This is a genomic window from Caballeronia sp. EK (assembly GCF_014384845.1).
Taxonomy (GTDB): Bacteria; Pseudomonadota; Gammaproteobacteria; order Burkholderiales; family Burkholderiaceae; genus Caballeronia; species Caballeronia jiangsuensis.
In genome coordinates, this window is record NZ_JACSUE010000001.1 from 158,428 (window position 1) to 185,396 (window position 26,969).

Annotated in this window: 18 protein-coding genes; 9 read left to right on the forward strand and 9 right to left on the reverse strand. The window is 66.5% G+C overall.

The genetic code is table 11. The features are described from left to right. From tssH to IAG25_RS00710, 5 genes are all read right to left on the reverse strand, one after another. Positions 1-2,664 (reverse strand): type VI secretion system ATPase TssH, encoded by a 2,664-nt coding sequence (tssH, locus tag IAG25_RS00690; protein WP_187603051.1) that lies wholly within the window; start codon positions 2,662-2,664, stop codon positions 1-3. 94 nt (positions 2,665-2,758) lie between these two features. After that, positions 2,759-3,829 carry a type VI secretion system baseplate subunit TssG gene (gene tssG / locus IAG25_RS00695; RefSeq protein WP_309243901.1) on the reverse strand — a complete coding sequence of 357 codons (1,071 nt, stop codon included), beginning with the start codon at positions 3,827-3,829 and terminating at the stop codon, positions 2,759-2,761. A 2-nt stretch (positions 3,830-3,831) separates the two neighbouring features. After that, on the reverse strand, positions 3,832-5,715 hold the full coding sequence (gene tssF / locus IAG25_RS00700; RefSeq protein ID WP_187603053.1) for a type VI secretion system baseplate subunit TssF: 1,884 nt from the start codon (positions 5,713-5,715) through the stop codon (positions 3,832-3,834). A gap of 27 nt (positions 5,716-5,742) precedes the next feature. After that, positions 5,743-6,249, reverse strand: coding sequence for a type VI secretion system baseplate subunit TssE (gene tssE / locus IAG25_RS00705; protein ID WP_187603054.1), 507 nt, complete (start codon positions 6,247-6,249; stop codon positions 5,743-5,745). An 11-nt stretch (positions 6,250-6,260) separates the two neighbouring features. Then, positions 6,261-6,860 carry a type VI secretion system tube protein Hcp gene (locus tag IAG25_RS00710; protein ID WP_187603055.1) on the reverse strand — a complete coding sequence of 200 codons (600 nt, stop codon included), beginning with the start codon at positions 6,858-6,860 and terminating at the stop codon, positions 6,261-6,263. A gap of 150 nt (positions 6,861-7,010) precedes the next feature. Here IAG25_RS00710 and IAG25_RS00715 point away from each other — a divergent pair, with 150 nt between their 5' ends. From IAG25_RS00715 to IAG25_RS00730, 4 genes are all read left to right on the forward strand, one after another. Beyond that, positions 7,011-7,493 (forward strand): Hcp family type VI secretion system effector, encoded by a 483-nt coding sequence (locus IAG25_RS00715; protein ID WP_187603056.1) that lies wholly within the window; start codon positions 7,011-7,013, stop codon positions 7,491-7,493. Positions 7,494-7,528: 35 nt separating this feature from the next. Beyond that, positions 7,529-9,910 (forward strand): type VI secretion system Vgr family protein, encoded by a 2,382-nt coding sequence (locus IAG25_RS00720; protein ID WP_187603057.1) that lies wholly within the window; start codon positions 7,529-7,531, stop codon positions 9,908-9,910. A gap of 219 nt (positions 9,911-10,129) precedes the next feature. Then, positions 10,130-10,837 carry an OmpW/AlkL family protein gene (locus IAG25_RS00725; protein WP_187603694.1) on the forward strand — a complete coding sequence of 236 codons (708 nt, stop codon included), beginning with the start codon at positions 10,130-10,132 and terminating at the stop codon, positions 10,835-10,837. Positions 10,838-11,030: 193 nt separating this feature from the next. Then, positions 11,031-13,859: a DUF2235 domain-containing protein gene (locus IAG25_RS00730; protein ID WP_187603058.1), complete on the forward strand. Its 2,829-nt coding sequence runs from the start codon at positions 11,031-11,033 to the stop codon at positions 13,857-13,859. Between the two features lie 13 nt (positions 13,860-13,872). Here the strand turns inward: IAG25_RS00730 and IAG25_RS00735 are convergent, their stop codons facing one another. Together IAG25_RS00735 and IAG25_RS00740 are read right to left on the reverse strand one after the other, a co-directional pair. Next, on the reverse strand, positions 13,873-17,217 hold the full coding sequence (locus tag IAG25_RS00735) for an adenylate/guanylate cyclase domain-containing protein (protein WP_255503456.1): 3,345 nt from the start codon (positions 17,215-17,217) through the stop codon (positions 13,873-13,875). Positions 17,218-17,527: 310 nt separating this feature from the next. After that, entirely contained in the window at positions 17,528-17,764 is a 237-nt protein-coding gene (locus tag IAG25_RS00740) for a GMC oxidoreductase (protein WP_309243902.1), read from the reverse strand. Positions 17,765-17,826: 62 nt separating this feature from the next. On the opposite strand from IAG25_RS00740, the gene IAG25_RS00745 reads away from it, so the two are divergent. Next, positions 17,827-18,855 carry a LuxR C-terminal-related transcriptional regulator gene (locus tag IAG25_RS00745; RefSeq protein WP_187603060.1) on the forward strand — a complete coding sequence of 343 codons (1,029 nt, stop codon included), beginning with the start codon at positions 17,827-17,829 and terminating at the stop codon, positions 18,853-18,855. A 34-nt stretch (positions 18,856-18,889) separates the two neighbouring features. On the opposite strand, the gene IAG25_RS00750 is transcribed toward IAG25_RS00745, so the two are convergent. Further along, positions 18,890-19,660 (reverse strand): hypothetical protein, encoded by a 771-nt coding sequence (locus tag IAG25_RS00750; protein WP_035499937.1) that lies wholly within the window; start codon positions 19,658-19,660, stop codon positions 18,890-18,892. Between the two features lie 363 nt (positions 19,661-20,023). Then, positions 20,024-20,965, reverse strand: a complete 942-nt coding sequence (locus IAG25_RS00755; RefSeq protein WP_187603061.1) for a LysR family transcriptional regulator — start codon at positions 20,963-20,965, stop codon at positions 20,024-20,026. 186 nt (positions 20,966-21,151) lie between these two features. Between IAG25_RS00755 and IAG25_RS00760 the strand changes: the two genes are divergently transcribed. Genes IAG25_RS00760 through IAG25_RS00775 form a run of 4 tightly spaced genes read left to right on the forward strand, consistent with a single transcriptional unit; the run spans position 21,152 to position 26,925 of the window. Then, entirely contained in the window at positions 21,152-23,197 is a 2,046-nt protein-coding gene (locus IAG25_RS00760) for a hydantoinase/oxoprolinase family protein (protein WP_187603062.1), read from the forward strand. A 4-nt stretch (positions 23,198-23,201) separates the two neighbouring features. After that, positions 23,202-24,950, forward strand: a complete 1,749-nt coding sequence (locus IAG25_RS00765; RefSeq protein WP_187603063.1) for a hydantoinase B/oxoprolinase family protein — start codon at positions 23,202-23,204, stop codon at positions 24,948-24,950. Further along, the gene (locus IAG25_RS00770; RefSeq protein ID WP_187603064.1) at positions 24,947-26,116 is read left to right on the forward strand and encodes a CaiB/BaiF CoA transferase family protein; all 1,170 of its coding nucleotides are present in this window, start codon (positions 24,947-24,949) and stop codon (positions 26,114-26,116) included. The genes IAG25_RS00765 and IAG25_RS00770 overlap by 4 nt, the downstream gene beginning before the upstream one ends. Continuing rightward, a complete protein-coding gene (locus IAG25_RS00775) occupies positions 26,113-26,925 on the forward strand; it encodes an enoyl-CoA hydratase-related protein (RefSeq protein WP_187603065.1) in 813 nt (270 codons plus the stop codon). The genes IAG25_RS00770 and IAG25_RS00775 overlap by 4 nt, the downstream gene beginning before the upstream one ends. Positions 26,926-26,969: the final 44 nt, after the last annotated feature.

Genomic DNA, 26,969 nt, shown 5'->3' on the forward strand with positions numbered 1-26,969 from the left:
TCAGTCGAACGCGTAGACGAAGTCGTTCCCGCTCGCCGACAGCCGGATGCGCCCGAGCGCGCCGCCTTCGGTGAGCCGCGTCAGATACTCCGTGGAAATGCGTGGCAGCACGGTGTTGGTGAGCAGCGCGTCGATCACGCGTCCGCCCGATTCGGCCTCCGTGCAGCGCGACACGATCAGCCGCACGGCGTCGTCGTCGTAGTCGAACGGAATGCCGTGATTGTCCGACACGCGCCTGCGGATGCGCTCCAGTTGCAGACGCACGATATCGGCCATCATCGCGTCGGAGAGCGGATAGTAGGGCACCGTGACGAGCCGCCCCAGCAGCGCGGCGGGAAACACGTCGAGCAGCGGGCGGCGCAGCGCGGCGGCCAGCGCGTCCGGCGCGGGCGCGTGCGCGGGATCGCGGCACATCGACATGATCAGCTCCGAGCCGACATTCGACGTCAGCAGGATGATCGTGTTCTTGAAGTCGATGTAGCGTCCCTCGCCGTCCTCCATCCAGCCCTTGTCGAAGACCTGGAAGAAGATCTCGTGCACGTCGGGATGCGCCTTCTCCACTTCGTCGAGCAGCACGACGCTGTACGGGCGGCGGCGCACGGCTTCGGTGAGGATGCCGCCTTCGCCGTAGCCCACATAGCCGGGCGGCGCGCCCTTGAGCGTCGAGACCGTGTGCGCTTCCTGGAACTCGCTCATGTTGATGGTGATGACGTTCTGCTCGCCGCCGTAGAGCGTTTCGGCGAGCGCGAGCGCGGTTTCCGTCTTGCCGACGCCCGAAGTGCCCGCAAGCAGGAAAACGCCGACCGGCTTGTCGGGATTGTCGAGACGCGCGCGCGACGTCTGGATGCGCTTCGCGATCATCTCCAGCGCGTGGCGCTGGCCGATCACGCGGCGATCGAGCGCATCGGCGAGATTGAGCACGGCGGCCAGCTCGTTCTTGAGCATCCTGCCGACGGGAATGCCGGTCCAGTCCGCGACCACGCCCGCGACCACGCCCGCATCGACGCTCGGCAGGATCAGCGGCGCGTCGCCCTGCAGTTCGACGAGCCGCGCCTTGAGTTCGGCGAGACGCGCGAGGCGTTCATCGCGCGAGGGCGGCGCTTCGCCTTCCGCCGGGGTATCCACGGCCGCGCCGCTTTCGCGCAACGCGGCCCGCAACGCCAGCAATTCGTCGACGACCTGCTTCTCGTCCTTCCAGCGCGCTTCCAGGCCGGCGAGCGTGTCGCGTTCGCGGGCGAGCGCCGCTTCGACATCCGCCGCACGCGTGCCGACATCGACGCCCACGTTCGCCTCGCGCGCGATGATCTGCGCTTCCACGTCGAGCGACTCGATGCGCCGCTGGCAATCGTCGACCTGCGGCGGCGTCGCGTGCTGGCTGACCGCGACGCGCGCGCACGCGGTATCGAGCAGCGACACGGCCTTGTCGGGCAACTGCCGCGCCGGAATGTAGCGATGCGACAGCCGCACGGCCGCCTCGATCGCCTCGTCGAGCAACTGCACGCGATGATGGCCTTCGAGCACCGCCGCCACGCCGCGCAGCATGCGCACCGCTTTCGTTTCATCGGGTTCGTGGACCTGCACGACCTGAAAGCGCCGCGTGAGCGCCGGGTCCTTCTCGATGTGTTTCTTGTACTCCGCCCATGTCGTCGCGCCGATGGTGCGCAGGTCGCCGCGCGCCAGCGCCGGCTTGAGCAGATTGGCCGCGTCGCCGGTGCCCGCCGCGCCGCCCGCGCCGACGATGGTATGCACTTCGTCGATGAACAGGATCACCGGCTTCGGGCTCGCCTGCACATCCTCGACGACTTGCCGCAGCCGCTGCTCGAATTCGCCCTTCATGCTCGCGCCCGCCTGCAACAGACCGAGATCGAGCGACCAGAGCGCGACTTCGCGTAACGGCGGCGGCACGTCGCCGCGCACGAGACGCTGCGCGAAGCCTTCGACGACGGCGGTCTTGCCCACGCCCGCCTCGCCGGTCAGAAGCGGATTGTTCTGGCGCCGGCGCATCAGAATATCGACGAGCTGGCGGATTTCCTCGTCGCGGCCCGTGACCGGATCGAGCGCGCCACGGCGCGCCTTGTCCGTCAGATCGGTGGCGTATTTGTGCAGGGCTTCCTGCTTGCCCATGCTCGCGGGCGCGGTCTCGCCTTCGGGCGCGCTCGCTTGCGTGCGCGGCTCATCGGCGCTTTCCTCGACGGAATCCGCGACGATGCGTGCGAAGTTGTCCGAAAGATCTTCTGGCCTGATGCGCTCGAACTGCCGCGAGATGCCGACGAGCACGCCGCGCAAACGCGGTGTCTTCAGCATGCCGACGAGCAGATGGCCCGTGCGCACCTTGCTCGCGCCGTACAGCAGCGTGCCGTAGACCCAGCCGCGCTCGATCGCATCGGTGATGTGCTCGGAGATGTCGGAGATGGACGTCGCGCCGCGCGGCAGCCGGTCGAGCGCGGCGGTCAGCTCGCGGGCGAGCGCGGCGGCGTCCACGTCGTAGTGCGCGATGATCCGCTGAAGATCGGAGCGCGGCGTCTCCAGCATCTGCATGAGCCAGTGCGCGAGTTCCACGTAGGGATTGCCGCGCATCTTGCAGTACACCGTCGCGCTCTCCACGGTTTTGTAGCCGAGCCTGTCCAGCTTGCCGAACAGCGCCACACGACTGATTTCCGCCATCGTCCGACTCCTTTGAACGCGCGCGCGCCGACTGGAGGCGCGGCTTCATCCGATAAGACGGCGCTCGTGCGGTGTTTTTGCAAAGCGCATCGATTCAGGCGACATGCGCATCGGCGTCGAGCGCGAGATCGGCGCGATCGGTCTTGCGCGCGAGCGTGCCGAGCCACGCCGAATACCCGAGGCGGCCGTAGCGCCCCGGCTGTGCGGTCGGCACTTCCTTTGCGGCGAGCACGAGTTGCGCATCCCATGCAAGCTCGCCGTTCAGATGCCGGCGAACCAGCGCAACGAGCGTCGATAGCGCCGCGCCGCCCGGCAGGAACGATTCGTACTGCGCGAGCGTGAGCGGCCCGAGCACGAGCCGGAATGCGTGCTGACGGTCCCACACGCGCGCGCCGAGCACCGCGCCGTGGCCGAGTTGCGCGAAGCCCGCCGAACGCGATGACAAGCGCGCCGCACGCGATCGCAACGCGGTGCGCTCGGCGCGCGGCAGCGTCATCCAGTGCCCGCGATACGGCTCGATGCGCACCGGCACCCGCAACAGCGCGGACGCGATGCCTTCGAGCACGTCGGCCGGACGTGTCTGCATGTTCAGGAGACCCGCGAAATGCAGCTTCGCGTGATCGGACACGGCGTCGCGCGCCCGCGTTGCCGGATCGGCATGACCGATCAGCGCGCCGGCATAGAACGCGAAACGATCCTGCGCCGGACGGTCCAGCCCGTTGACCGGACGACCCTGCGCCCACGCGCGATAGAACAGCAGCAGAAAGCGATGCAGCAGCGTGTCGAGCAGCCGCGCGAACGCCGTGTCGCCATGATGCAGCGCGCGCTCGCGGGCGAAGTCGGTCAGATGCAGGGGCAGCGGCCCGTTCGGTCCGAGAAAGCCGAAGAAGCGCTGCGCGAGGCGCGGCGCATGGCCGCCGTCATCGCGTGCGAGCGCGGCGAGCGGCGCGGGCGCGAAGGCGAGCGAAACATCTTGCGCGAGCCGCAACGGTTCGTCGGCGGGCCGCGCGCCCGCGCCGAGACGCGGCAGCTCCGGCGTGAGCGCCTCGATATGGCGCATCAGCCGATAGAAGTCGTGGCGATGCGGCTCGGCGGCGACGGCGTCGAACAACTCCAGCAGCGCGCGCGTATGCGCGGGCGCTTCGGCGGGCGCTGGCCGCGCCACGGCTAGAAGATCGCTCGCGTGCCGCATCGCGCGGGCAGGCTCAGGATTTCGCCGCGCGCGCCGGTGCGCAGCACCGTCTGCACGAACGAATTGATCGACACGTAGCGCGCGAAAAAGCGGTCGAGCACGCAGCCGAAGAGCCACGCGCTGCCGCCCTGAAACGCGAGATCGTCGACGGTGACGTCGATCGAGAGGCCGCGCCCGAAGGCGATCGGGCCGGGCATCGGCAGGCGGCGCACGACGGGCTTCGCATCGACCGCGACCACGCCCGCGACCTGATTGCGGCCGGTGTGATCGGCGGGCGCGACATGCAGCGCCAGGAGGGCGCGCAGCGCCGCCGCCGCTTCGCGCGGACCGTTGCAGAGCGACAGATAGTGCAGCGACAACTGATCGATCAGACGCCAGGTCTGCGCGGCGTCGAGCGGCGCGGGCGCGGGCCGCGACGGTCCGCTCACGCATTTCACCGCGGCGACGGGCGCCGCGATGTCGAGCGAGAAGTCGCTGCCCGGACCGCTTGCCGCCATCATCATCGGCAGGTCGCGGTTGCTGCAAAGCGTTTCGAACGACAGTTGCCGCAGCGAGCCGCGATACGGCGCGGCGCGCGGATCGACGATCGACACATACGTCTCGCTGCCGACGTAATCGGTGCGCGCGCCGCTCTTGCGCCGCGCGGCGGGCACGAGGCGCGGCTCGCGCTCGGTCGTGAAGTACGCGGCCTCGGCGGGGCGGTCGGCGAGATAGTCCGCGTAGAACGGATGAAAGGTCTGCTCGCTGTCGTCGTGCGCGCCGTAGCCGGAGACGCCCGTGACCGAATGCACTTCGAAATCGAGCGGATGCGTGCGGTCGGGCACCACATGAAAGCGCGCGCTGGAATCGGTGACGAGCGCGCGATCCGCGTGCCTCGGAAAGAGATTGACGGCGGGCACGCAGTCGAGCAGCACGTTCTCCTTCGTGACGATGCGTTCGAGCGTGGCATCGCCCGCATCGAAGAGCAACGTGAGTTCGATGTCGCGCACGGCGAAGGCGGGCAGCACGTCCGCAAGCGCTTCGATGCGCGCGAAGCGCAGGCGCTGCGGCAGCGCGAAATATTCATGCAGCAGCCGATAACCCTGGAACGCGTTGGGCGTGACGGGCAGCAGCGCTTCGTCGTCGGCGAAGCCCGCGGGCGCGACGGCATCGCCCGGCAGCACGGCGAGTGTCGTGGCCGGACGTTCGGGCGTCGATACTACGATCGCGAGCGTGTGACCGAGCACGAGCTCGTGCAGCCGGAACGCGATGTCGTCGCCGCCGGCGAAGTAGAGGCTCAGCGCATCGAGACGCAGCGCATCGAACGAAAAGCCTTCCGGCGTCGCGAGCCGGATGCGCAGCGCGCCCTTCACATGCGGCGCGAGCGCGCGCGTCGCGGGCAGCGCGGCGAGCGGCAGATCGGGCGTCTGCGCGAGGTAGCGCGCATCGGTTACCTCGACGGGCCAGAGCGTGAGCGCGGCGCCGGTGCGGAACTCGCACGGCGTCGTCTGCGCGGGCGTGCGCAGCGAAAACAGCGCGGTGTGACGCGGCACGGTGAAGCCATCGGCGAGATTGGGATTGGCGAGATCGGGCGCAAGACGCGCGATCAGCATCGCGGGTGTGGGACACGCGGCCTGCGGCAGCACGACGTGCGTGAGCTGCTGCGTGAAGCGCGGAAACTCTTCTTCGAGCTTCAACTGGACGCGTGCGGCGAGAAACGCGGTGCCTTCGAGCAGCCGTTCGACGTATGGATCGGCGACGTCGATGCCGCTCATGCCGAGCCGCGCCGCGATCTTCGGAAACTGCTGCGCGAACTCCGCGCCCATCTCGCGCAGATGCGCGAGCTCGGTGTTGTAGTGACGCAGCAGGCGCGGGTCCATGAGTGTGCTTTCGTCCTTCGCGCGCGATCAGCGCGGCAGTTCCATCACCGTGATGCCGCCTTCTTCGAGATCGATCTGCGTGCGCAGCGCGAATTCGAGCGGCACCGGCTGCGCCCACAGGAGACCGCGAATGACGAGCGCGATCTGGTTGTGCATGTCGAGCACGGAGCGGTCGAGGACGGGTTCGATCTCCAGCGTCGACGGATCGATGCGCGGCTCGAAGCGCTCGATCGCGGTGCGGATCGCCTGTTCGAGCACGACGGGATCGACCGTCGATGCGAAGCGCCCCGACAGGCACGGCAAACCGTAGTTGAGCACCGACGCGAACGCATGCGCGAACTGGTCCTCGTCGATCTCGCTGCCGAGATTGGTCGTGTTGAAGAGCCACGAGACGTCGCGCAGCACCGCCGCGCGCAGCCCGCGATGCGAGAGAAAGCGCTCGCCGGCGGGTTCGGTGCGCGACGCGGGATCGTCGTCGATCAGCCGGTCGAGCAACGTGGGCTGGAGGCGATCGGCGGCGCTGGGTGCGTTCATCGACATGATGCTCAGCCGATGCGTCGCGTGGACACGTCGAGTGCGAAGGTCACGTCTGCGCCGCGCGCGCCGGTTTCGGTCTGCGGCGCGCAGGTCATCGTGAGTTGCTGCGCCGACAGCTCGAAAATTTCGCACAGGCGGCCGAAACGCGGGCTCGTGAAAATCTGATAGTTGCGCAGATACGCCTGTTCGAGCTTCATCGACAGGAACTCGATCTGCACGCCGTGATCGGTGCCCGCCGACTTGAAGCAGCGGATGTGCGCGAGCGCGAGCAATTCGGCCTGCGCGCACAGTTTGGCGATGACGGGCGAGGCCGAATCCACCGTGCGGATCAGGCCGAGCGAGCTCACGCGCAAGTCGCTCGCGTTGAGCGCGGCGGTGTGCTGTACCGCGTCGTAGCCCTGCGCCCAGCGCCAGCCGTGGATCTGCATCGGCGTGTCCCAGTCGCCGCGCTTGCTCGCTTCGCCCTTCACGGGCGTGTTGCTGCGCTTGGGCACGACCTGCAACAGCATGTCGTTGGATTCCGGCAGCGCGAGCTCGTCGAACTGGCGAAGGGCATCGAGCGAGAGGCAGTCGTGCGGGCGCGGCTCGCGCGTGTCGGAGCTTGGCATCGTCCTGGTCCGGGAAACGGTCATCGAACATAAGACGGCGGCTGCGCTGCGATTTTGAACGCGATCGATATTGAAAATTTTCCGCCGATGTTCGTCCTACCTGCAAGCGCGAATTCGCGCGACGCAAACCGGACCACTACGGAGGACCACATGGCAACGATCGACTGCTATCTGAAGATTGACGGAATCGAAGGTGAATCGAAGCACAAGGGCGCGGAGAACCAGATCGAGGTGCAGTCCTTCGACTGGGACGTGACCAACGCCGGCAGTCCGGCGGTCGGCGGCGGCAGCGGTCAGGGCAAGGCGAAGCCCGGCATGTTCACGTTCGCGCATTTCTACGACAAGGCCTCGCCCACGCTCGCGAAGAGCTGCGTGAGCGGCAAGCACCTCGCGAACGCGAAGCTCACCGTGAGCAAGTCGGGCGAAGGGCAGAAGGAATTCCTCACCGTCACGATGAAACAGGTGACCGTGACGCACGTCGGCATGGGCGGCGGCATGGGCGGCGAGTTGCACGAGAACGTGAGCCTGCTCTATGCGGACATCGAGTTCGAATACAAGCCGCAGGACGACAAGGGCGCGCTGGGCGGCGCCGTCAAGTTCGGCTACGACGCCTTGACGACCGAAGTGCGCTGACCTTCGCAACCGACTCTCAAGACGCGGGTGCGCCGATGTCCACCACCGATGTCGCAACGGCGCAGCCGCTCGCAAGCGTCGAGACGCCGCTCGCCGACGACTTGCGCTTCCTCTCGCTGCGCGCGAGCGCCGAGCTCGGGCGCATGCCGCGCTGTGAACTCACGCTTGTATCGAAGCGCGCGGATATCGACTTCAGCAAGATACTCGGCAAGCACGTGAAGGTATCGCTGCGCGTGGACGGCGCGAAACCGCGTGTGTTCGGCGGCTACGTGGTGAGCTTCCGGCAGACCGGGATGCGCGGACGTCTGTACGCTTATGAAGCGGCGGTGCGTCCGTGGCTGTGGCTGCTCACGCGGCGCAGCACCTGTCGCATCTTTCAGAACAAGACGGTCGAGGAGATCGTGAAGGCGGTCTTCGCCGATCCGGTCTACAAGCAGCTCGAACTGGGCGAGATCAAATGGAAGGCCAATTCGCGCGCGCACCGGGCGCGTGAGTACTGCGTGCAGTACCGCGAGTCGGACTTCAATTTCGTGAGCCGGCTGCTCGAAGACGAAGGCATCTACTACTGGTTTCAGGACAAGGACGGCAAGGAATCGCTGATTCTCACCGACACGCTCGCCGCGCACGAAAGCGTCGCGGGCTGCGAATCGCTGCCGTACGGCGCGGTGATGAGCGCCGCGCCCGGCATGGAGTACGTGAGCGAGTGGCGCGTGAATCACATGATCGAGACGCGCAACTGGGTGCTCACCGACTACGACTTCAAGCATCCGTCGCGGCCCTTGCAGAAGCAGGCCGTCAAGCAGATGCCGGGCTTCGACGCGTTTTCCGGGCTCGAACATTTCGATTATCCCGGCGGCTATGTCGAGGCGGATCACGGCGAGAGCCGGGCGAAGTCGCGCGCGGACGAAGGGCTCGTCGAGGCCAGCGTGACCGATGATCCCGCCATCAACTGGCATCAGGTCGATGCGCGCAGCAACGGCAGGAGCGTGCGCGCCGGCACGCTGCTGAAGCTCACGCGCCATCCGCGCGCCGATCAGAACGCGCAGTATCTCGTCACGCGCACGAACTACGAGATCGATCTCGCCGACTACGAAGCCTTCGACGGCGCGCAGTCGAATCGCTGCGAGTGCTGGTTCTCCGCGATCGACGCCAAGCAGCACTTCACGCCCGCGCGCGTGACGCGCAGGCCCTTCGTGCAGGGGCCGCAGACGGCGGTGGTCGTCGGCCCCGGCGGCGACGAGATTCATACGGATCAGTACGGGCGCGTGAAGGTGCAGTTCTTCTGGGACCGTCAGGGCAAGCGCGACGAGAACAGTTCCTGCTGGATTCGCGTGTCGCAGCCGTGGGCGGGCAAGGGCTTCGGCGCGGTTGCGATACCGCGCATGGGGCAGGAAGTGATCGTCGATTTTCTGGAGGGCGATCCGGACCGGCCGATCATCACGGGGCGCGTCTACAACGCCGAGCAGATGCCGCCGTACGACTTGCCCGGCAACATGACGCAGACCGGCATCAAGAGCCGTTCGAGCAAGGGAGGCAGCGCCGCGAACTGCAACGAGTTGCGCTTCGAGGACAAGAAGGGCGCGGAGCAGGTGTTGCTGCATGCCGAGCGCAATCAGGACATCGAAGTCGAAAAGGATGAGACGCATTGGGTCGGGCACGACCGCAAGAAGAACATCGATCACGACGAGACGACCGTCGTAAAGCACGATCGCACGGAGACGGTCGGGAACAACGAGAAGATCGACGTGACGATGAACCGCACGGAGACCGTGGGCGTCAACGAGAGCATCACGATCGGTGCGAACCGGACCAAGACCGTGAAGGCGAGCGAGACCGCAACGGTGTTGCTGCAACGCACGCATAGCGTGGGCATCAACGAGACGATTACCGTCGGCGCGGCTCAGGAAGTGACGATCGGCGCGTTTCAGGCGGTGACGGTTGGCGCTTATCAGGCGGTGACGGTCGGGGCTTATCACACTGAAACCGTCGGCGCGAGTCAGACGGTGAGTGTCGGATCGAGTCAGAGCGTGACGGTGGGTTCGGATCAGACGGTCAATGTCGGCGGGAAGCAGGCGACGACCGTGGGCGGGGATCAGTCGTTGAGCGTGAGCGGCGGGCAGACGGTGTCGGTCGCCAAGGACGCGAGCGAGTCGATCGACGGCGCGCAGGCGAGCAAGGTGGGGAAGGGGCGCACCACGGAGGTGGGCGAGGACGATGCGCTCAAGGTCGGGAAGAATCTCGTCATCGAGGCGGAAGAGTCGGTGGTTATCAAGACTGGCGATGCGAGTTTCAGCATGAAGAAGGATGGGACGATTCAGATCAAGGGGAAGGATATTACGGTGATTGGGAGCGGGAAGATCAATGTGAAGGCGGATGGGGATATCACGATGAAAGGGTCGAAGATTTTGCAGAATTGAAGGATGGAAGATCCGCGTACCCGAAACCAGGCACCCGATCATTTACAAAATCGCGTGCCCTTATTTCCCGAACACCCACCCCCACCACGCGTTACCACGCCGCGCCTCACTAAGCAATCGATAGTCATCCCAATCGTATCCGACATGCCCTCGCGTACGATCAATATTCCTGAGCGAATGCGATGCAGGGAGACACATCCAGTGAAAGCATCCCGTTTGATGGTCCTCTGCGCCGCGCTTGCCTCGTCTCCCATGACCAGTCACGCGCAATCCCTGCAGAATCTCTACGTCACCGCCGGCTGGTTCCATCTGGCGCCGCAGGACAGCAGCGGCCCCTTCACGGTGACTTCGGTGAACGGCCGGCCCGTCAACATCGTCCAACCCAACACAGGCGCGGGCGCATCGAGCGCCGACACGTTCGGCGGCACGATCGGTTACTTCGTGACCAGTCATATCACGGCGGAGCTCGAAATCGGCATCCCGCCGAAATTCGATATCACCGGCACCGGGTCGCTCGAAAGCTTCGGCAAGCTCGGCACCGTCAAGCAATGGAGCCCCGCGCTGATCTTCAAGTACGTGTTCTTCGAGCCGCAAGCGAAATTCAGGCCGTATATCGGCGTGGGCGTCACGCGCACTTCCTTCAGCGACGCGGAAATCACCAACACGGCGTTCGAAATGCGTGCGCTCGGCGGCACGACCACCGCCGACGCGGACTCCACCTGGGCGCCCATCTTCAACATCGGCTTCAACTACGCCGTCAACGAGCACTGGTTTGGCGTGATGTCGCTGTCCTACATTCCGCTGCATACGACCGGACACTTCACGACCACGAGCCAGACGCCTCTCGGGCCCGTCACCCGGCGCTCCGAGGCCAAGCTCACGCTCGATCCCATCGTTTTCTCGCTGCGCGTCGGCTATCGGTTCTGACGCGAAAAGGCAGCCCGGCTTTTCAAACCGGGCACGCGCGCTTCGTCTTGTCGGCATGATCCGCCCGAAATAGCACGGACGGATGGCGTAGCATTCCTAACGTCTGTCGGGAGGACATGCTGCGTCTGTCACATAGTGAATCGGCGCGAGACACCGTGACACGTGTGCCTGCCCAATCGACGGGAGCTCGGCGATGACCAGTATCGTGGTACTTTCGGACGGCACCGGAAACAGCTCCGCCAAAGCACAGAAGACCAACGTGTGGCGCATGTTCCAGGCGCTCGATCAATCGGCGAGCGATCAGATCGCGTTCTACGACGACGGCGTCGGCACATCAGCCAACAAGTATCTCGCGCTCGTCGGCGGTGCGTTCGGCTGGGGCCTCAAGCGCAACGTCATCGATCTCTACAAGTTCGTCTGCCGCAACTATCGGCCGGGCGACGACATCAGCGGCTTCGGCTTCAGCCGCGGCGCCTTCACGATCCGCGTGCTCGTCGGCCTGATCGACTCCGAAGGTCTGCTCGAGCCGACCTCCGAGGAAGATCTCGATCGCGATGCCCGCAGGGCTTATCGTCACTACCGTTCCGCGCGCTTTCCGTCGAAGAGTCCGCTGGTCTGGGGACTGCGCGCATTGCGCGACGGCTTGCTGTGGGCATCGGACCGGGTGCGGCGGCGGCCGCTCTATGCGCAGGTCGAGAAGCGGAAACAGATACCGATTCGATTCCTCGGTCTGTGGGACACGGTCTCCGCGTACGGCGTGCCGATCCTGCCGCTCAAGCGCGCAATCGACGCGACCATCTGGCCGATGATGTTCGGCGATCTCAAGCTGTCGCCGCATGTGAAGCGCGCGTGCCATGCGCTGTCGCTCGACGACGAGCGCTCGACCTTCCATCCGCTGCCGTGGGATGAAACCGGCGAACCGCAGACCGGCGACGCGCACGGCGGCATCCAGCCGGGGCGCATCACGCAGGTATGGTTTCCCGGCGTGCACTGCAACGTCGGCGGAGGCTATCCCGAAGATCAGCTTTCGCTCGTCTCGCTGCACTGGATCCTGAACGAGGCGATCGCGGTGGGAATTCGCGTGCTGCCTTCGGCGCTCTCCGATATCGTCGCGACACAGTCGCCCTTCGCGCGCGTCTACGATTCGCGCAAGGGGCTCGCGGGCGGTTATCCCTATCTGCCGAGGCTGGCGTTGCCCTGCGTGACGAAGGATGGGAAACCGTTCTGGCCGATCGTGCACTGGAGCGTGCCGGTGCGCGTCGCGTTCGGCACCGACCGCTATGCGCCCGTCGCGCTGCGCGAGAGCTTTCAGGTGCTCATGCCGGACGGCACGCTCGAAGCGGTTCCCGCGAATCCGGGCATCGCCGCTCCGCCGTTGCTGCGTCCGGCGCAGGCCGCGACGCGGCCCACGGGCGAAGCCGCCGCCAGGCTAAAGGAGAACGAAACGACCCTCCAACAGGCTCTCGCCTCGCTGAAGGAGCGTGACACCGCTGCGATGGGCCTCGCCTGGGACACGGTGTTCTGGCGCCGCGCAGCGTATCTCGCGACGCTCATCCTATCGGCGCTGCTGATCCTCTTCCCCTGGTTCACGATCGGCATCGAATGGCTGGAGAAGTGGCACAACGGCGCGCTGAGCGTTTCGAATCCCGCGCAACTCGAAGACGACATGTTCAACACGGCGCTGACCTTCATCAAGGGCATGCTTCCGTCGTGGAGTTCTCCGTGGACGAGCGCATTCGGCGCACATTCGAGCGTCTTCGTGCTGACGCTGCTCGTCTGGCTGGGCTCGCTCCAGTTCGGCGGCGTGCTGAGAAAGCGCGTGCATGACCGCGCCTATCTCGCGTGGCACCCGAAGCTTTGCCTCAACTATCTCGAATGGCGCCGGCTGTCGGAGGCGGGCAGCCGCAACATGACGCTGGCCGGCGCGGCGTTGTTCGCACTGCTCGCGGCCTTCGCGTGGGGCACGGTGAAGAACCAGCGCACCAGCTGGGAGCTGACGGGAGTCGCCGTCGCGCTATGCGCCCTCGCGTTGTGGCGACAAGCGCGCGTGAGGCGGCTCGACCGGAACCACAGGGCCGTGAACCAGCGCGATGCCTCGCCTGCGGCGATTGCGCAGGCCATGAAAGGCGGATTCGCGCTGAGCCTCGCGCGCAGGCTGCGTGACAACGGCGCATTCGGGTATGTCTGCAAGAAGATCGAATGCGTGATTCTGCCGGGCCTGTGCCTGGCGTTTGTCGGGCTGCTCGGCATCGCCGTGGCGAACCGCGCGTTGTTCGACGGGCTGAGCGCAGTCGGCAAGGTTTGCGCAATCCAGAAGGCCGGCGATACGGCGGCCGATCCCGCGAGGCCGATGGGCGTCGCGTTCCACACGAAGGATCTGTGCTGGGATTCGGGCGTGACGCTTGCGAAGGACGCGCGCTACGAAATCCGGCTCGTGACCGACGGCGACTGGCTCGACCGGAGCGAGCGCGCGGACGTGGGCGGTTTTCCGACGGATACGGCCGCTCACTTCGCCGCGGCCGGGCTCAAGCGCTGGTGGTTCGAAGACTGGTTCAAGCCGATCGCGCGGATCGGCGAGAAAGGGCACGACGAATATGTGCTCGAACCCGAAGCGCCGTTCGCATCGTATCGATATGCGAACAATCATCGCGCGGGCGGCGTGATTGCCGCGGGCTCGAAGCCGCCGCTGTGCGACGTCGGCGGCGTACATCTCGAACCGCTCGGCGCGCAGCAGGCCGCGTGCGTCGTGGGCGGCGATCCGACGCCCGCCGGCCGCAAGGTGCTCGTGTCGCAGATCACCGCGAAGTCGAGCGGGCGGCTCTTTCTGTACGTCAACGACGCAGTCGCCCCGATAGGCTTCGACAAGGGCCGCTTCTACCCCAACAACCTCGGCTGCGCGCAGGTGATCGTCTCGCAGGTGATGGACGACCGCACGCGTAAGCTCGTCGGGCAGAGCTTGCCGTGCTCGACGGCGTTGCCGGCCGCGAACGCAATCGTGCAGAACACGCCGCCGTCGCGATAGCGCGCGACGGCGTCTACTCCGGCGTCGCGCATGTCGACAGCAACTGCCGCGCTTCTGTGACGAGCGCGCAGTCCTGCTCTTCGGCGAAGCTGGCGACGAGCGCTTCGAGACACTCGCTCGCTTCGTTGCCGCGTCCTTCGATGCGCAGCACGCCGGCAATCTCGATGCTGGCGCGCAGTTCGAGCAGCCGCAGGTTCTGCGCCCGTGCGTCGGCAGCCGCTGCGCGCAGCAGCGTGAGCGCGCGACCCGGCTCGGCGCGCGGATCGGCTTTCTCGACGACGCCCGCCGCGTAGGAGAGATCGACGAGACCGGTCCGCTGGCCCGTGCGCAGGCAATCGGCGCGCGCCGCAGCAATGCACTGCCGCGCGTCGTCGTGGCGTCCGAGATGCGTGAGCGCCTGCGCGCGCCACGCGTGCACATAGGCGAGGTCGTTGCGCCCGCCGTTGCCCGCGAGATGCTCGACCGCTTCCTCCAGCCGTGCAAGCGCGCTCGCGTGCTGTCCTTCCCGCGCCGATGCGACGCCCTCATATACCATCGCCCAGCCTTTCCAGAACGGCAGACGCTGCGTATCGCACAGGTCGATGCAGCGGCGGCACAGCTCGCGCGCCGCGCCGATATCGCCGATCTCGACGAACGGCCGCGCCCCGACAGCCAGCGCCTGCGACAGCACGAACGGCTGAGCGAGCGCGTCGGCGTGATCGATCGCCATGCGCGCGAGCCAGCGGGCGCGGCCGAAGCGGCCCGCCGACAGCTCGCAATAGCCGAGCCAGCAGCACGCGGTCACCTTGGCGTCGTTGAAACGCCCGTAGCCGGTCGAATGCGCGAGGTCGTAAGTATCGATCACATACTGCAGGAGCTTTGCGCAGCGCTCGAACTGGGCTTGCTGATAGAGAATCGGCCCAACCGCTGCATAGGCCACGATCTTGCTGTCGGTATCCTGCGTGCCGGAAGCAAGCTCGATCAGCCGTTCCGAGGTCGCGACGCACTTGGGCGAATCCGCTGCGGCATAGGCAAAATTGTTGATGCCGACGAGCGCCAGCACGCGCAGCCGTTCCTGCGTCACGCCGTCGAGCAGCGCTTCGGCGCGGGTCCACAGCGCGGCGCATTCCTCGCACGCGTAACCCTTGAGCGCCCAATGGCATGCCGCGCCCATCACCAGTAGCGCGACCTCGCAGTCGGCGCGCCGGGCCGGATTCGAGTGCGCGACGAGCGCGAGCCCCGAATCGACATGCGCAAGCGCCTCGCGATGCCGATACCGCGCCATCGCGACCCGCGTGGCCGCGATCCATTGTGCAAGCGCTTCGTCGGTCAGGCCCGCGCGCGTCAGGTGCAGCGCGAGCAGTTCGGGACTCACCTTGACGCGATCGGCGAACACGTCCGCGAGCGCCTTCGCGATGCGCGCATGGATGCGCACGCGCTGACTCTTCAGGAGACTGTCATAGGCGACATCGCCGACGAGCGCGTGCTTGAAGCGGTAGATCGCGTCGTCGCCGCCGCCGCGCCGGAAGACCAGCCCGCTCGCTTCGAGCGACGCGAGCGCTTCGGCGAGCCGCGCATCGTCGACGGGCGCGATCGCGGCCAGAAGCGCGTGATCGAACTCGCGCCCGATGCACGCGCCGATCTGCGCGATGGTCTTGACTGGCGCGAGGTGATCGAGCCGCGCCATCAGCGAGTCGTGCAGCGTGAACGGAATCGCGAGCGGCGCGGCGGGCCCGTTCGTTTCCCAGTGATCGCCGGCGTCGCGCAGCAGCCCGGCTTCGAGCACGGTCTGCGTCAGTTCCTCGACAAAGAGCGGCACGCCGTCGGCGCGTTCGAGAATCTGTTCCAGGACGTCGGGCGGAAGCGGCTTGACGGCGGTCAGCTCCGCCGCGATCTGCGCACCCTGGCGCCTCGCGAGGCGGTTCAGATGCAGGAGCGTCACGTTGCCGTGCGCGGTCCACGCGGGGGTGAACTCGGGGCGGCAGGTGATCAGCATCAGGATCGGCCAGTGGCGGATTCGTTCGATGAAGCGCGCGATGGTTTCGAGCGTGTCGGCGTCGGCCCATTGCGCATCCTCGAAAATGATCAGGAGCGGCTGTCCGCTCGACAGCCGGATAGGCTGCTCGACGAGCGCTTCGATGGTCACTTCGCGCAGCCGCTGCGGGGAATCCATGCGCGGCGGATAGCGGTCGGTCGGCAGCGAGAGCAGCGCGGCGAACAGCGGCGCGACCTCGGCGCGCTCGCCGGGTTCGAGCCGCAGCGCCGCTTCCAGCTTGTCGAGGCGCGTTTCGGGCGAGTCCTGGCGCTGGAAGCCGCTGGTTTCCGACAGATGCCCGATGATCGGGTGAAACGACGAGCTGGTCTGAAACGGCGAGCACTGGTAGAGCAGGGTCAGATGCTGCTCGCCACTCAGCCGTTCGCGCAGCACATGGGCGATGCGGCTCTTGCCGATGCCAGGCTCCCCCATGAGCAAGACGGCCTGGCCTTCGCCGTCGCGCGCGGTGCGCCAGCGCGAGACGAGCAGATTGACTTCGTGTTCGCGGCCGACGAACGGCGTCGCACGAATCGGTCGGAACGCGCTGTAGCGGCTTTCGCGGTACGCGAGGCCCGCGACGCGGGAAAGGTTGACGGGCACGCTAATGCCCTTGAGTTCGTGCTCGCCGAGCTCTTCGAGTTCGAAGGTGCTGCCGAGCAGGCGACGCGTGCTCGGGGCGATCACGATTTCGTCGGGGCCGGCGTGGGCGCACAGGCGCGCGGCGAGGTTCGGCGTCGCGCCGACGGCGGTATCGAAAGGCGAGGATTCGTGGCCTTCGAGCTCGCCGACGACGACCGCACCCGTCGCGACGCCGATATGCACGCGCAGCGGCGCGCTGGCGGAAAGCCGCCCGACTTCGGCGACGATTTCGAGCGCGGCGCGCACCGCGCGCTCGGCGGCATCTTCGCGCGCCTGCGGGAATCCGAAATAAACGAGAACGCCGTCGCCGAGATATTGCGCGACGTGTCCCTCGTAACGCGTGACGACCCGTGCGCAGGTCTCCTGATAGATCCGCATCACTTCGTGCAGTTCTTCGGCGTCCAGACGCTGCGCGAGTTCGGTCGAGCCGGCGAGATCGCAGAAAAGCACCGTGAGCTGACGCCGCTCGCCCGGCGCACGATGACCGCGGGAGGGCAGCGGCGCCTGCCGCGCGGCTTCGCGCTGGGGTTGAGGGTGCGACAAGGCATCGAGCAGACGCCGGCGGTGACCGAGCAGCATGCCCAGTTCGGCGAGATCGCGATCGGTCAGGAGCGGCAGCGATTCCAGGTCCACGCCATTGGCCTCGAATACCGTCGCGTAACGTTCGAGGCCAAGCTCGCCAAGCCATGTCGAAAGCGGATCCATCGAGCGACTCCTCTGTGCCAACGTGCGTGCGCAACATCGGCACGCTGCGACTCGCGCGTGCATCGGCGACGGGTCGAATCGGCAGGACTACATGACGCCAGCGTTCCTCTGGCCTATTAGATTATCGTGGATATGCGCGCTTTTAATTAGCCCTAAGTGGGCTGTATCGAAATGATTTGCGCAGGCGCGACAGACGACGATGAAGCGGACGCTTCAAATGTGCCGATTGCCGGTCCGACGACGCACCGATCGCGCTCGCGGCGAACGATCGGTCACGTCAGGGTGAAGACGCGTGGGGCGCGTGCCGCGATCATCCGCGTCTTGCGTCTTCGAGGATCACGTCGCTGGCTCTCTCGCTGATCATGTACACGGGCGTGACGATGAAGAATCCCGGAATGCGCGGAAAAATGGACGCGTCCAACGCTCTCAGACCGGTCGTGCCGAACACGCGTAAGCGCGAATCGACGACCGCGGCCGGGTCGCCCGGCTTCATTTCGCGGCGCACGACCGCGCGCGAGCGGTGCATCACGCGGCGGGCGAACTCCACGCCCCTCACCACCGCATCGAGATATCGGGCATGGCGGCGCGAGTCGGTATAGCATGCATCGCATGTACATACTGCTTATCGGACCGGCGGGACTGCTTCGCGACGGCGTTGCGGCGCTCCTGCGCGCGTTCGTGCCGGATGCCGACGTGCAGGGATGCGAGCGTCTCGGCGCCGAATGGCCGGAGGGCCGCAAGCCCGATTGCATCGTGATGGATGGCGACTCCATGAGCGAGTCGAGCGAGGCGCTCGATGTCGTGCGCGGCCATGCACGCACCACGCCCGTCATCGTGCTGCTCGCCAGAGCGAAGCGCGAACATGTCGATGAACTGATCGCGGCGGGCGTCGCGGGATGCGTCGAGAAATCCGCGTCGGCGGAGCTGCTGACCGGTGCGTTGAGTCTCGTGCTCGCGGGCGGCGTGTCGCTGCCGCGTTCGCTTCTCGTAGCGGGGCGCGACGCGCCGTCCGCGTCATCGGAAAGGGCCGCGCCGCGCGCCGCGGCCGAGCCCGGTCCGGACCTGCATCTGACGCCGCGCCAGATCGAAGTGCTCGCGCTTCTCGCGCGCGGACGCTCCAACAAGATGATCGCGCGCGAGCTCGATTGCGCCGAAGCTACCGTCAAGACGCATCTGACGACGATCTTCAAGGCGCTGAACGTATCGAGCCGCGGCGAAGCGAGCGCGGTCGCGGCGCGCATGGAAAAGATCCGCGATACGCAGGTCAATCATGCGGTCAACGGCCTCTTGCCGGTTGCGCGGCTGCTCGGAAGGATGGAGAGCCAGCGGTTTCGCGCCGGCGAAGTGCTGTTTCGCAAGGGCGACCCGAGCGGCCAGATGTTCTACGTCGAGACAGGCGTCGTGCGGCTCTCGGAGCTCGGCATCGAACTGGGCGCGGGCACGGTGCTCGGCGAGATCGGGCTCTTCTCGCCGGAGCGCCGGCGCACGTCCACGGTGATATGCAAGACCGACTGCGAAATGCGCACCGTTTCGGCCGCCGACGCGATTCGGCTCTACTATCAGGAGCCCGAATTCGCGCTGTATCTGGTGCAGCTCATCGCGGGCCGCCTGCAGGCCGACAAGGAACGCGGCGCATAGGCGTTTCGTGACCCGAAGCATCGCCGCGCGTCGCTCATTCGTGCGCTTCCAGCGCGAGCAGGTTCAGCACGATCAGGATTGCGTCGCGATTCTCCGGCGTGATCTCGATGCCGAGCGTCTGCACCATCCATCGGCCGATTTTCGTCGCGGCGAAGCACGCCGGCGTCGCGTCCTTCTTCATCGTCACGCCGAGCTTGCGCGCGCGATAGTGATACGAAGGCACGTCGTATTGCTCGGCGACGCCCTTGAGGCCGCCCTTGCGTTCGCTGCTCGCGCCGAGGCTGCCCGCGAGGATGAGCCGGTCCGGCGCGTCGCACATCGCGATGAACACCCGTGCGAATGCCCGCACGCGCGCCTCGTTCAGCCCGAAGTCGGCGAGCGTGGCTTCGACTGGATCGTCGGGTGCATGTGCGCGGGAGTCGACTTCGTCCTGCACGCCGTCGACTTCCAGCGACAGATTGCGCTGCAGGCTCGCGCTGCGCAGGCAATCGATCAGAAAGCGGCGAAAGTACGCGCACAGCGCATACGCGGTGGACGGCGCGCTCTCGGCGGACGCGTGCGACGGGCGCTGCTCCGAGTCGAGCCGCAACACGCGCGAGAAAAAGAACTGCGAGATCAGTTCTTCCTTGTCCTCGTGCAGGCCGCGCAGTTCGGGCGGGTAGTAGGACCGGAGCGTCGACAGCACCAGCCGGTAGATATGCCCGATCTCGATATCCGAGAGGCTTGCGCGGCGATGCCAGAGGTCGGCGAGCGAATAACCCTCCCGCGCGAAGGCGCCGGCGTCCTGATGGGTCAGTGCGTCCATGACGGCACCGCATCGTGTGGAACCGGGGCGCGGCGCGCCGTGTGCATCGCCGTGAAGTCGAGTTTCTTGAACATGGCCCCTCCTGGGGAGACCGGTTCGCTGCCAAGCGAGTGGCCCGAGGCGCTTCGGCTTTGCAGCCGTTCCTGCGAGTCGGCGCTTACAAATTAGTGGCAGGAGGAGGGGGGCGAAATCAGCCGGACGACCTACATCGAAAGTCGTAGAGGGGCAATGCGGGTGCTGTAAGGCCAGCCGGATTCATCGGAGCCGGAGCGTCAGGGCGACGTCCATGCTCGTCACAGATAAGGACGATGGTGGACGCGGTATTTCGAACGCTTCACGACGCCTTGTCGGAGGATGCGCGCCCTAGCGAAGCTGTTCGTCCCGCTTTTGCTTGCATAGCTCGATGAATCTCTGCACCGGAGCGGTCGCCGTGGCTCCGCGACGCGTCGCGATTCCATAGGGCGCGCCGCGCCGCTCTATGCGGATCGGCAACACCGCCATCATTCCGTGCACCTGAAAGTACTGGGCGACTTTCAACGGCATCAGTGCGACGGTCCCCGCGCTGGCTCGCAGCAACGACAACGTGGCGAACGTCGAAGACGTTTCGATGGCGTAACGCGGAAAGGGCACCTCGGCGTCGTCGAAAAGCTGTTCGAGCAGGGAGCGCATCGGCAGGGCTGCCTGCGGCACGATCCAGGGGTTGTCGGCAAGCTCCGCAAGCGTCATGCGCTGCACGCTCGCGAGCGGATCGGCGCCGTCCACGACCAGACACACTTCCTCCACCTCGAGCGGAATGAAGTCGTAAGCTTCCGGATGCACGCTGATGCTCGGCCGCCCGATCACGAGATCCAGGAGACGCTGATCGAGCATCGATAACAAACGCGCGCTGTTGTCCTCCCAGACCTCGACGGACACGTCCGGCTGAACTTCCCGCAACGAGCGCAGTATGGGCGCCAGCCATTCGGGCATCGAGCCCATCACGGCGCCGATGGCGAGCATGCCGCCGCCGCCGCGCATGATGGCCGCAAGCTCGTCGCGCAGCGCACCGATCTCGGATCGCACGGCGCGCGCATGCCGGATCACGCAGCGCCCGAGTTCGTTCGGCACGATGCCGCGCGGCGAACGCGCGAACAGCTCCGTGCCGAACATCGACTCGATTTCGCGCAGCGACTTGGTCGTCGCGGGCTGCGAGAGCGACACCTGCTGCGCCGCTTTTCGCAGCGAGCCGTGGTCGTCCAGCGCGATCAGCAGCGCGACATGATTGCCGCGCAGCCGCCTCAATATCGCATCGATACTGGTTATCACCGATATAACTCCAACGTCTCACCTGATCGGAAGGTTTCATTATCTGGCCGCGTCGATGCCTCTTTAAACTGGCCCGGTCGATGTTCGTCACGGCGCGGCGCCCGGCGGCGCGGCTCGATCATAGCCGGAACACACGCGGCATGAGCAAGCGAACCAGAAATCACGCATCCACAGGAGAGAAGCAAATTGAAAAGAATCGGACTCGATGTCGGCGGCACCTTCACCGATGTCGTGATGGTGGACGATGAGACTGGGCGCATCTGGTCGACCAAGGTGCCGACGACGCCGAAGGATCGCGTCATCGGCACCATCGAAGGCTTCCGCAGGATTCTCGAACTGTCGGGCACCGACAGCGCGGACGTCTCGTTCCTCGGCCACGGCACGACGATGGCGACCAACATGGTCGTCGAAGGCACCGGAGCAAAGACCGCGCTCGTCACCACGCGCGGCTTTCGCGACATCCTCGAATTGAGGCGCGTGTCGCGTCACGATCGCGCCGATCTGTACGATCTGCTGTTCGACAACCCGCGTCCGCTCGTCGAGCGCCGCTGGCGGCTCGAAGTGAACGAGCGTCTGCGCCATGACGGCAGCATCGAAACGCCGCTCGATCACGCGCAGCTCGAAGCGCTCGCCGATCAGATCCGGGCGTCGGATATCGAAGCCGTCGCCGTGTGCTTCCTGCACGCGCATGTCAATCCAAGCCATGAACGCGAAGCCGTCGATACGCTGCGCCGCCTGTTGCCGGACCACTTCATCTGCGCATCGCACGAAGTGAATCCCGAATCGATGGAATACGAGCGCGCAAGCTCGACCGTCATCAACGCGATGCTCGGACCGGTGTGCGGACGCTACATCGGCCGGCTCATCAGCGCGCTGGCGCAACACGGCTTCGCGGGCAAGTTCCTCTTCATGCAGTCGAACGGCGGTCTCGCGAGCCCGGCGATGGTCGCGGACAAGCCCATCGTGCTGCTCGAATCGGGGCCGGCGGGCGGCGTCTCGGCGGCGATCCGCAACTGCGAGAAGAGCGAACTCAGGAACGCGATCCTCGGCGACATGGGCGGCACGACCTTCGACGTCTCGCTGATACGCGACTTCCGCCCCGAGCTGCGCAACAAGAGCCTGCTGCATACCTATACCGTGCGCTCGCCCAGCATCGACATCGATTCGGTCGGCGCGGGCGGCGGCTCGATCGTGTGGATCGACGCGGGCGGCGGCGTGCGCATCGGGCCGGAGAGCGCGGGCGCGGACCCCGGTCCCGCGTGCTACGGACGCGGCGGCACGCGTCCGACCGTCACCGACTGCAATCTGGTGCTCGGCTATATCGATCCCGACAGCTTTCTCGGCGGCGAATTCAAGCTCGATGCGCAGGCGGCGTGGCGCGTGGTCGATGAAGTCATCGCGCGGCCGCTCGGCGTCTCCGTGCCCGAAGCCGCGCAAGTCGTGCGCTCGGTCGCCAACGCGCTGATGGCTCAGGCCATCCGCATCATGACGGTCGAGCGCGGCTACGATCCGCGCGAGTTCTCCTACATCTGCTACGGCGGCGCGGGGCCGGTGCACGCGGTCGATCTGGCGCACGAAATGGGCATCCGCCGCGTGGTGATACCGCCGCTGCCGGGTCTCTTCAGCGCGTTCGGCATGACGGTCGCGGACCAGCAATACGACTATCAGCGCCCGCTCGAAAGCGATCTCGCGAGGATCGACGACGCAACCCTGCACGCCGCGCTCGACGAACTGACCGCGCAAGGCATGGACGAGCTGCGGCGGCACGGCGTCGAAGCGCAGGGCGTGAAAGCCGTGCGCCTCGCCGATTGCCGCTACGCGGGCCAGCCGGATGTCATCACCGTCGAAGTGCAGGGCGAGGCGCAGGGCATCCGCGAGGCGCTCGTGCGCGCCTTCGAAGACGCGCATCTGCGGCAATGGAATTTCATCAGCAAGGACAAGCCGGTGGTGGTCGCCAACGTGCGCCTGCAACTCGTGACGACGACCGGCTGGCGCGGCGGCGTGGCGAGCGCCGATGGCGGCGAACTGCCGAAGCCGGTACGCACCCGCGAGGTGTATTTCGATGGCGGCGTGCGCACCCTGCCGGTGTTCGCGCGCACGCAGATTCCGGTCGGCGCGACCATCGAAGGGCCGGCGGTCATCGAGGAGCACAGCAGTTGCGCGGTGCTGAAGGCGTCGCATGTCGCGCGCGTCGATCCCGATCTCAATCTCGTCATCGAACTGGCAGCCTGAATCCATGGACATCGTCACTTACGAAATCATCCGCAGCAGTCTCTTCGCGGTCGCGCGTGAAATGAAGATCGCGATGATGCGCACCGCCGGCAGCCCGCTCATGCACGCGAGCGGCGATTCGTCGGCCGCCATCTTCGACGCCGACATGCAACTCGTCGCGCAAGGCAACGACATTCCGACGATGCTCGGCTCGGCCGTCATCTCGACGCGCGTGTCGGTCGAAGCGGTCGGGCGCGAGAACCTGCGCCCCGGCGACGTCATCGTCAGCAACGACGCCTACGTGGGCGGCGGCAATCATCAGCCGGACGTGCAGTTCACGCGGCCCGTGTTCGCCGGCGGCAGGATCGTCGCGTTCGTGATGACGCGCGGCCACTGGACCGATATCGGCGGGCAGTCGCCGGGCAGCTACACCGTCACGACCTGGGACGTGTTCGCCGAAGGCATCCGCATTCCGCCGGTGTTTCTCTATCGCAACGACGAGCCGGTGCAGGACATGCTCAACCTGCTCACGAGAAACAGCCGCAACGCGCACGAACTGCTGCTCGACATCCAGGCGCAATACGCGGGCACCTTCGTGGGCGACCGCCGCATCGGCGAACTGGTGGCGAAGTACGGCGCCGATGCGCTGCGCGACGTGATGAGCCAGAGCCTCGATCACTCGGAAAAGCTGATCCGCGCGGAGATCGCGCGCATTCCCGATGGCGTCTATGAAGCGCAGGAGTATCTCGATCCGATCGAAGCGCCGGGCTGGAAACAGGAGCGCCCGCTGCTCAAGGTGAAGATCACCAAGACCGGCGACCAGATCACTTTCGATTACACCGGCACCGGCCCGCAGGCGCGCGGCGGCATCAACTGCCCGCTGTCGGTCACGTGCAACAGCACGTGGTTCACCGTGAAGGCGCTGACCGATCCCGGCATCCCGATCAACCAGGGCTGCTATCGGCCGGTGACGATCATCGCGCCCGAGGGCAGCGTGCTGAACTGCCGCTATCCCGCATCGGTCGTGTCGGGCAACACGGAAACCTCGCCGCGCGTGATCGACCTGCTGCTCAAGGCGCTCGCGCCCGCGGTGCCCGAGCGCATCACGGGACAAAGCAACTGCGCGTCGTGCGCGGGGATTTTCAGCGGACGCGATACCGATGCGGCGCGCGTCGTTCGCACCGGCCAGGAATTCGTCACGATGCACGATGTCCACGCCGGGGGCATGGGCGCGCGGGCACAGAAGGACGGCGTGAGCGGCGTGCGCGTCTATGTGGGCAACGCGGGCAGTCAGTCGGTCGAGATGATCGAAGCGACTTCGCCGCTGCTGGTCGAGGAATGGTCGCTCGTCACCGACAGCGGCGGCGCGGGTCGCCGGCGTGGCGGGCTGACCTCGCGGCGCGTGTATCGCGTCGAGTATGACGAAGCCACCTTCACGGTCTCCGGCGAGCGCGGACGTTCGGCGCCCGAAGGCCACTTCGGCGGCCAGCCCGGCACGCGTTTTCAGTGCGTAGTCGAGCGCGCGGACGGCAGCGAGCACAAGGTCGCGGCGAAGGGCGGGCAGACGGTCGTGTATCGCGGCGATCGAGTGACGGTGCAGCCCGCGGGCAGCGGCGGCTACGGCGATCCGGGCGAACGCGAGCAGACGCGTATCGACGCCGATGTCGCCGATGGCTACATCAGCGCGGACGCGGCGGCCCAACTCTACGGGCAACGTAATCATGCGGCGCCGGAGCAGGCGGCCGACGCGCCGTTGGAAGTGGCGGCGCCATGAGCACGCACGAAACCATGAGCCAGACACTGCCGCTCGCGGGCGTGTGCGTGATCGAGATCGGCCATAGCCTCGCCGCGCCGTACGCGGGCATGATCCTCGGTTCGCTGGGCGCGGAGGTGATCAAGATCGAGAGCGCGGAGCATGGCGACTACGCGCGCGACTGGGGCCCGCCCTTCGTCGATGGCGCGGCCGCGCTGTTTCATGCGGTGAACCACGGCAAGCAGAGCATCGCGATGTCGCTGTCGAATCCGGATGAAGCGCAGGCGTTGCGCGAACTGATCGCGCGTCGCGCCGACGTCGTGCTGCAGAACCTGAAGGCGGGCGGCACGGAGAAGTACGGTCTCGGCGGCGAGCAGATGTTGCGCATGAAGCCGTCGCTCGTTTATTGCAACCTCGGCGCGTTCGGCACGGCCGGGCCGCTGCGCGACAAACCCGGCTACGATCCGCTCGTGCAGGCGTTGTCCGGTCTGATGAGCTTTCTCGGCCAGCCGGGCGAACCGCTGTCGCGCATCCCGGTGTCGGTGAACGACATGGGCACGGGGCTTTGGGCCGCGATCGGCGTGCTCGCCGCGCTCTTCAGACGCCAGGCGACGGGCGCGGGCGAAGTCGTGTCGGTGTCGCTGTACGAAACCGCGATCAGCTGGGCGGGCATCCAGATCGCCGACTATCTCGCCTCGGGCGTGTTGCCCGGACGCTGGGGCTCGGGGACGGCCGCGATCGTGCCGCATCAGGCCTTCGAATGCGCGGACGGCACCATCATGGTCGCCGCCGGCAACGACCGCCTGTTCCGCCGCCTGTGCGACGTGCTCGCGATTCCCGCGATCGCCGACGACGCGCGCTTCGTCACCAACGGCGCGCGCGTGAGCAACCGGGTCGAGCTGATCGATCTGCTGCATGTCGAATTCGGCAAGCGCGGCACCGCGCACTGGCTCGATGCGCTCGATCGAGCCGGCATTCCGTGCGGACCGATCCAGACCATCGATCAGGTGGTGCGGCACGAGCAGACCAAGGCGCTCGACCTGCTGCGCACCACCGACGACGGCGCGGCGACGATCGTCGGCGTGCCGATCTCGTTCGGCGGCGCGCGGCCCGCGCACACGGGCGTCACGCCGAAGCTCGGCGAACACAATCATCTGCTGGCGAAGACGCCACTGGAGACATCTTGAAACTTGCATCGCAACTGGCTGGCGCGCTCGACGCGCTGACGCTCGAAGAAATCGACGAACAGATCCTCATCGTCAAGCTGAACCGTCCGGAAGTCTCGAATGCGATCAGCACGGCGATGGGCGAGGAAATCATCCGCGTATTCGGCGCGCTCGAAGCGAACCCGGCGCTGTATCGCTGCGTGATCCTGACGGGCGCGGGCGAGCGCGCGTTCTGCGGCGGCGCGGACCTCAAGCAACGCGAAGGCATGACCGACGAGCAATTCGGCGTGCAGCACTATCTGTTCGAGCGCATGAACCGCGCGATCACTTATTGCCCGGTGCCGATCATCTGTGCGGCCAACGGATCGGCGGTCGCGGGCGGGCTGGAACTGCTGCTCGCCTGCGACTTCGCCTATGCAGCGTCGAACGCGGTGTTCGGCTTCACGGAAGTGAAGCGCGGCATCATGCCGGGCGGCGGCGGCACGCAACAATTGCCGCGGACCATCGGCGTGCGGCGGGCGAAGGAGCTGATCCTGCGCGGCGCGAAGTTCACGGCGCAGGAAGCGCTCGCGTGGGGCGTCGTCAACCGGCTGTGCGAACCGGGACGTGTGCTGGCCGATGCCATCGACGCGGCGCGCGACATCTGCACGAGCGCGCCGCTGTCGGTCGCGCAGGCGAAGAAGGCGATCGACCTCGGCATGCAGGGCGACCTGCGCACCGGGCTGTATCTGGAAATCGAAGCGTACAACCGGCTGATTCCGACCGAGGATCGTCTCGAGGGCATCAGCGCCTACAACGAGAAACGCTCACCCCGATTCAAAGGCCGCTAGACCATAACGGCACGGCCGACCCGAAACCCGGATTCACCGGAGGA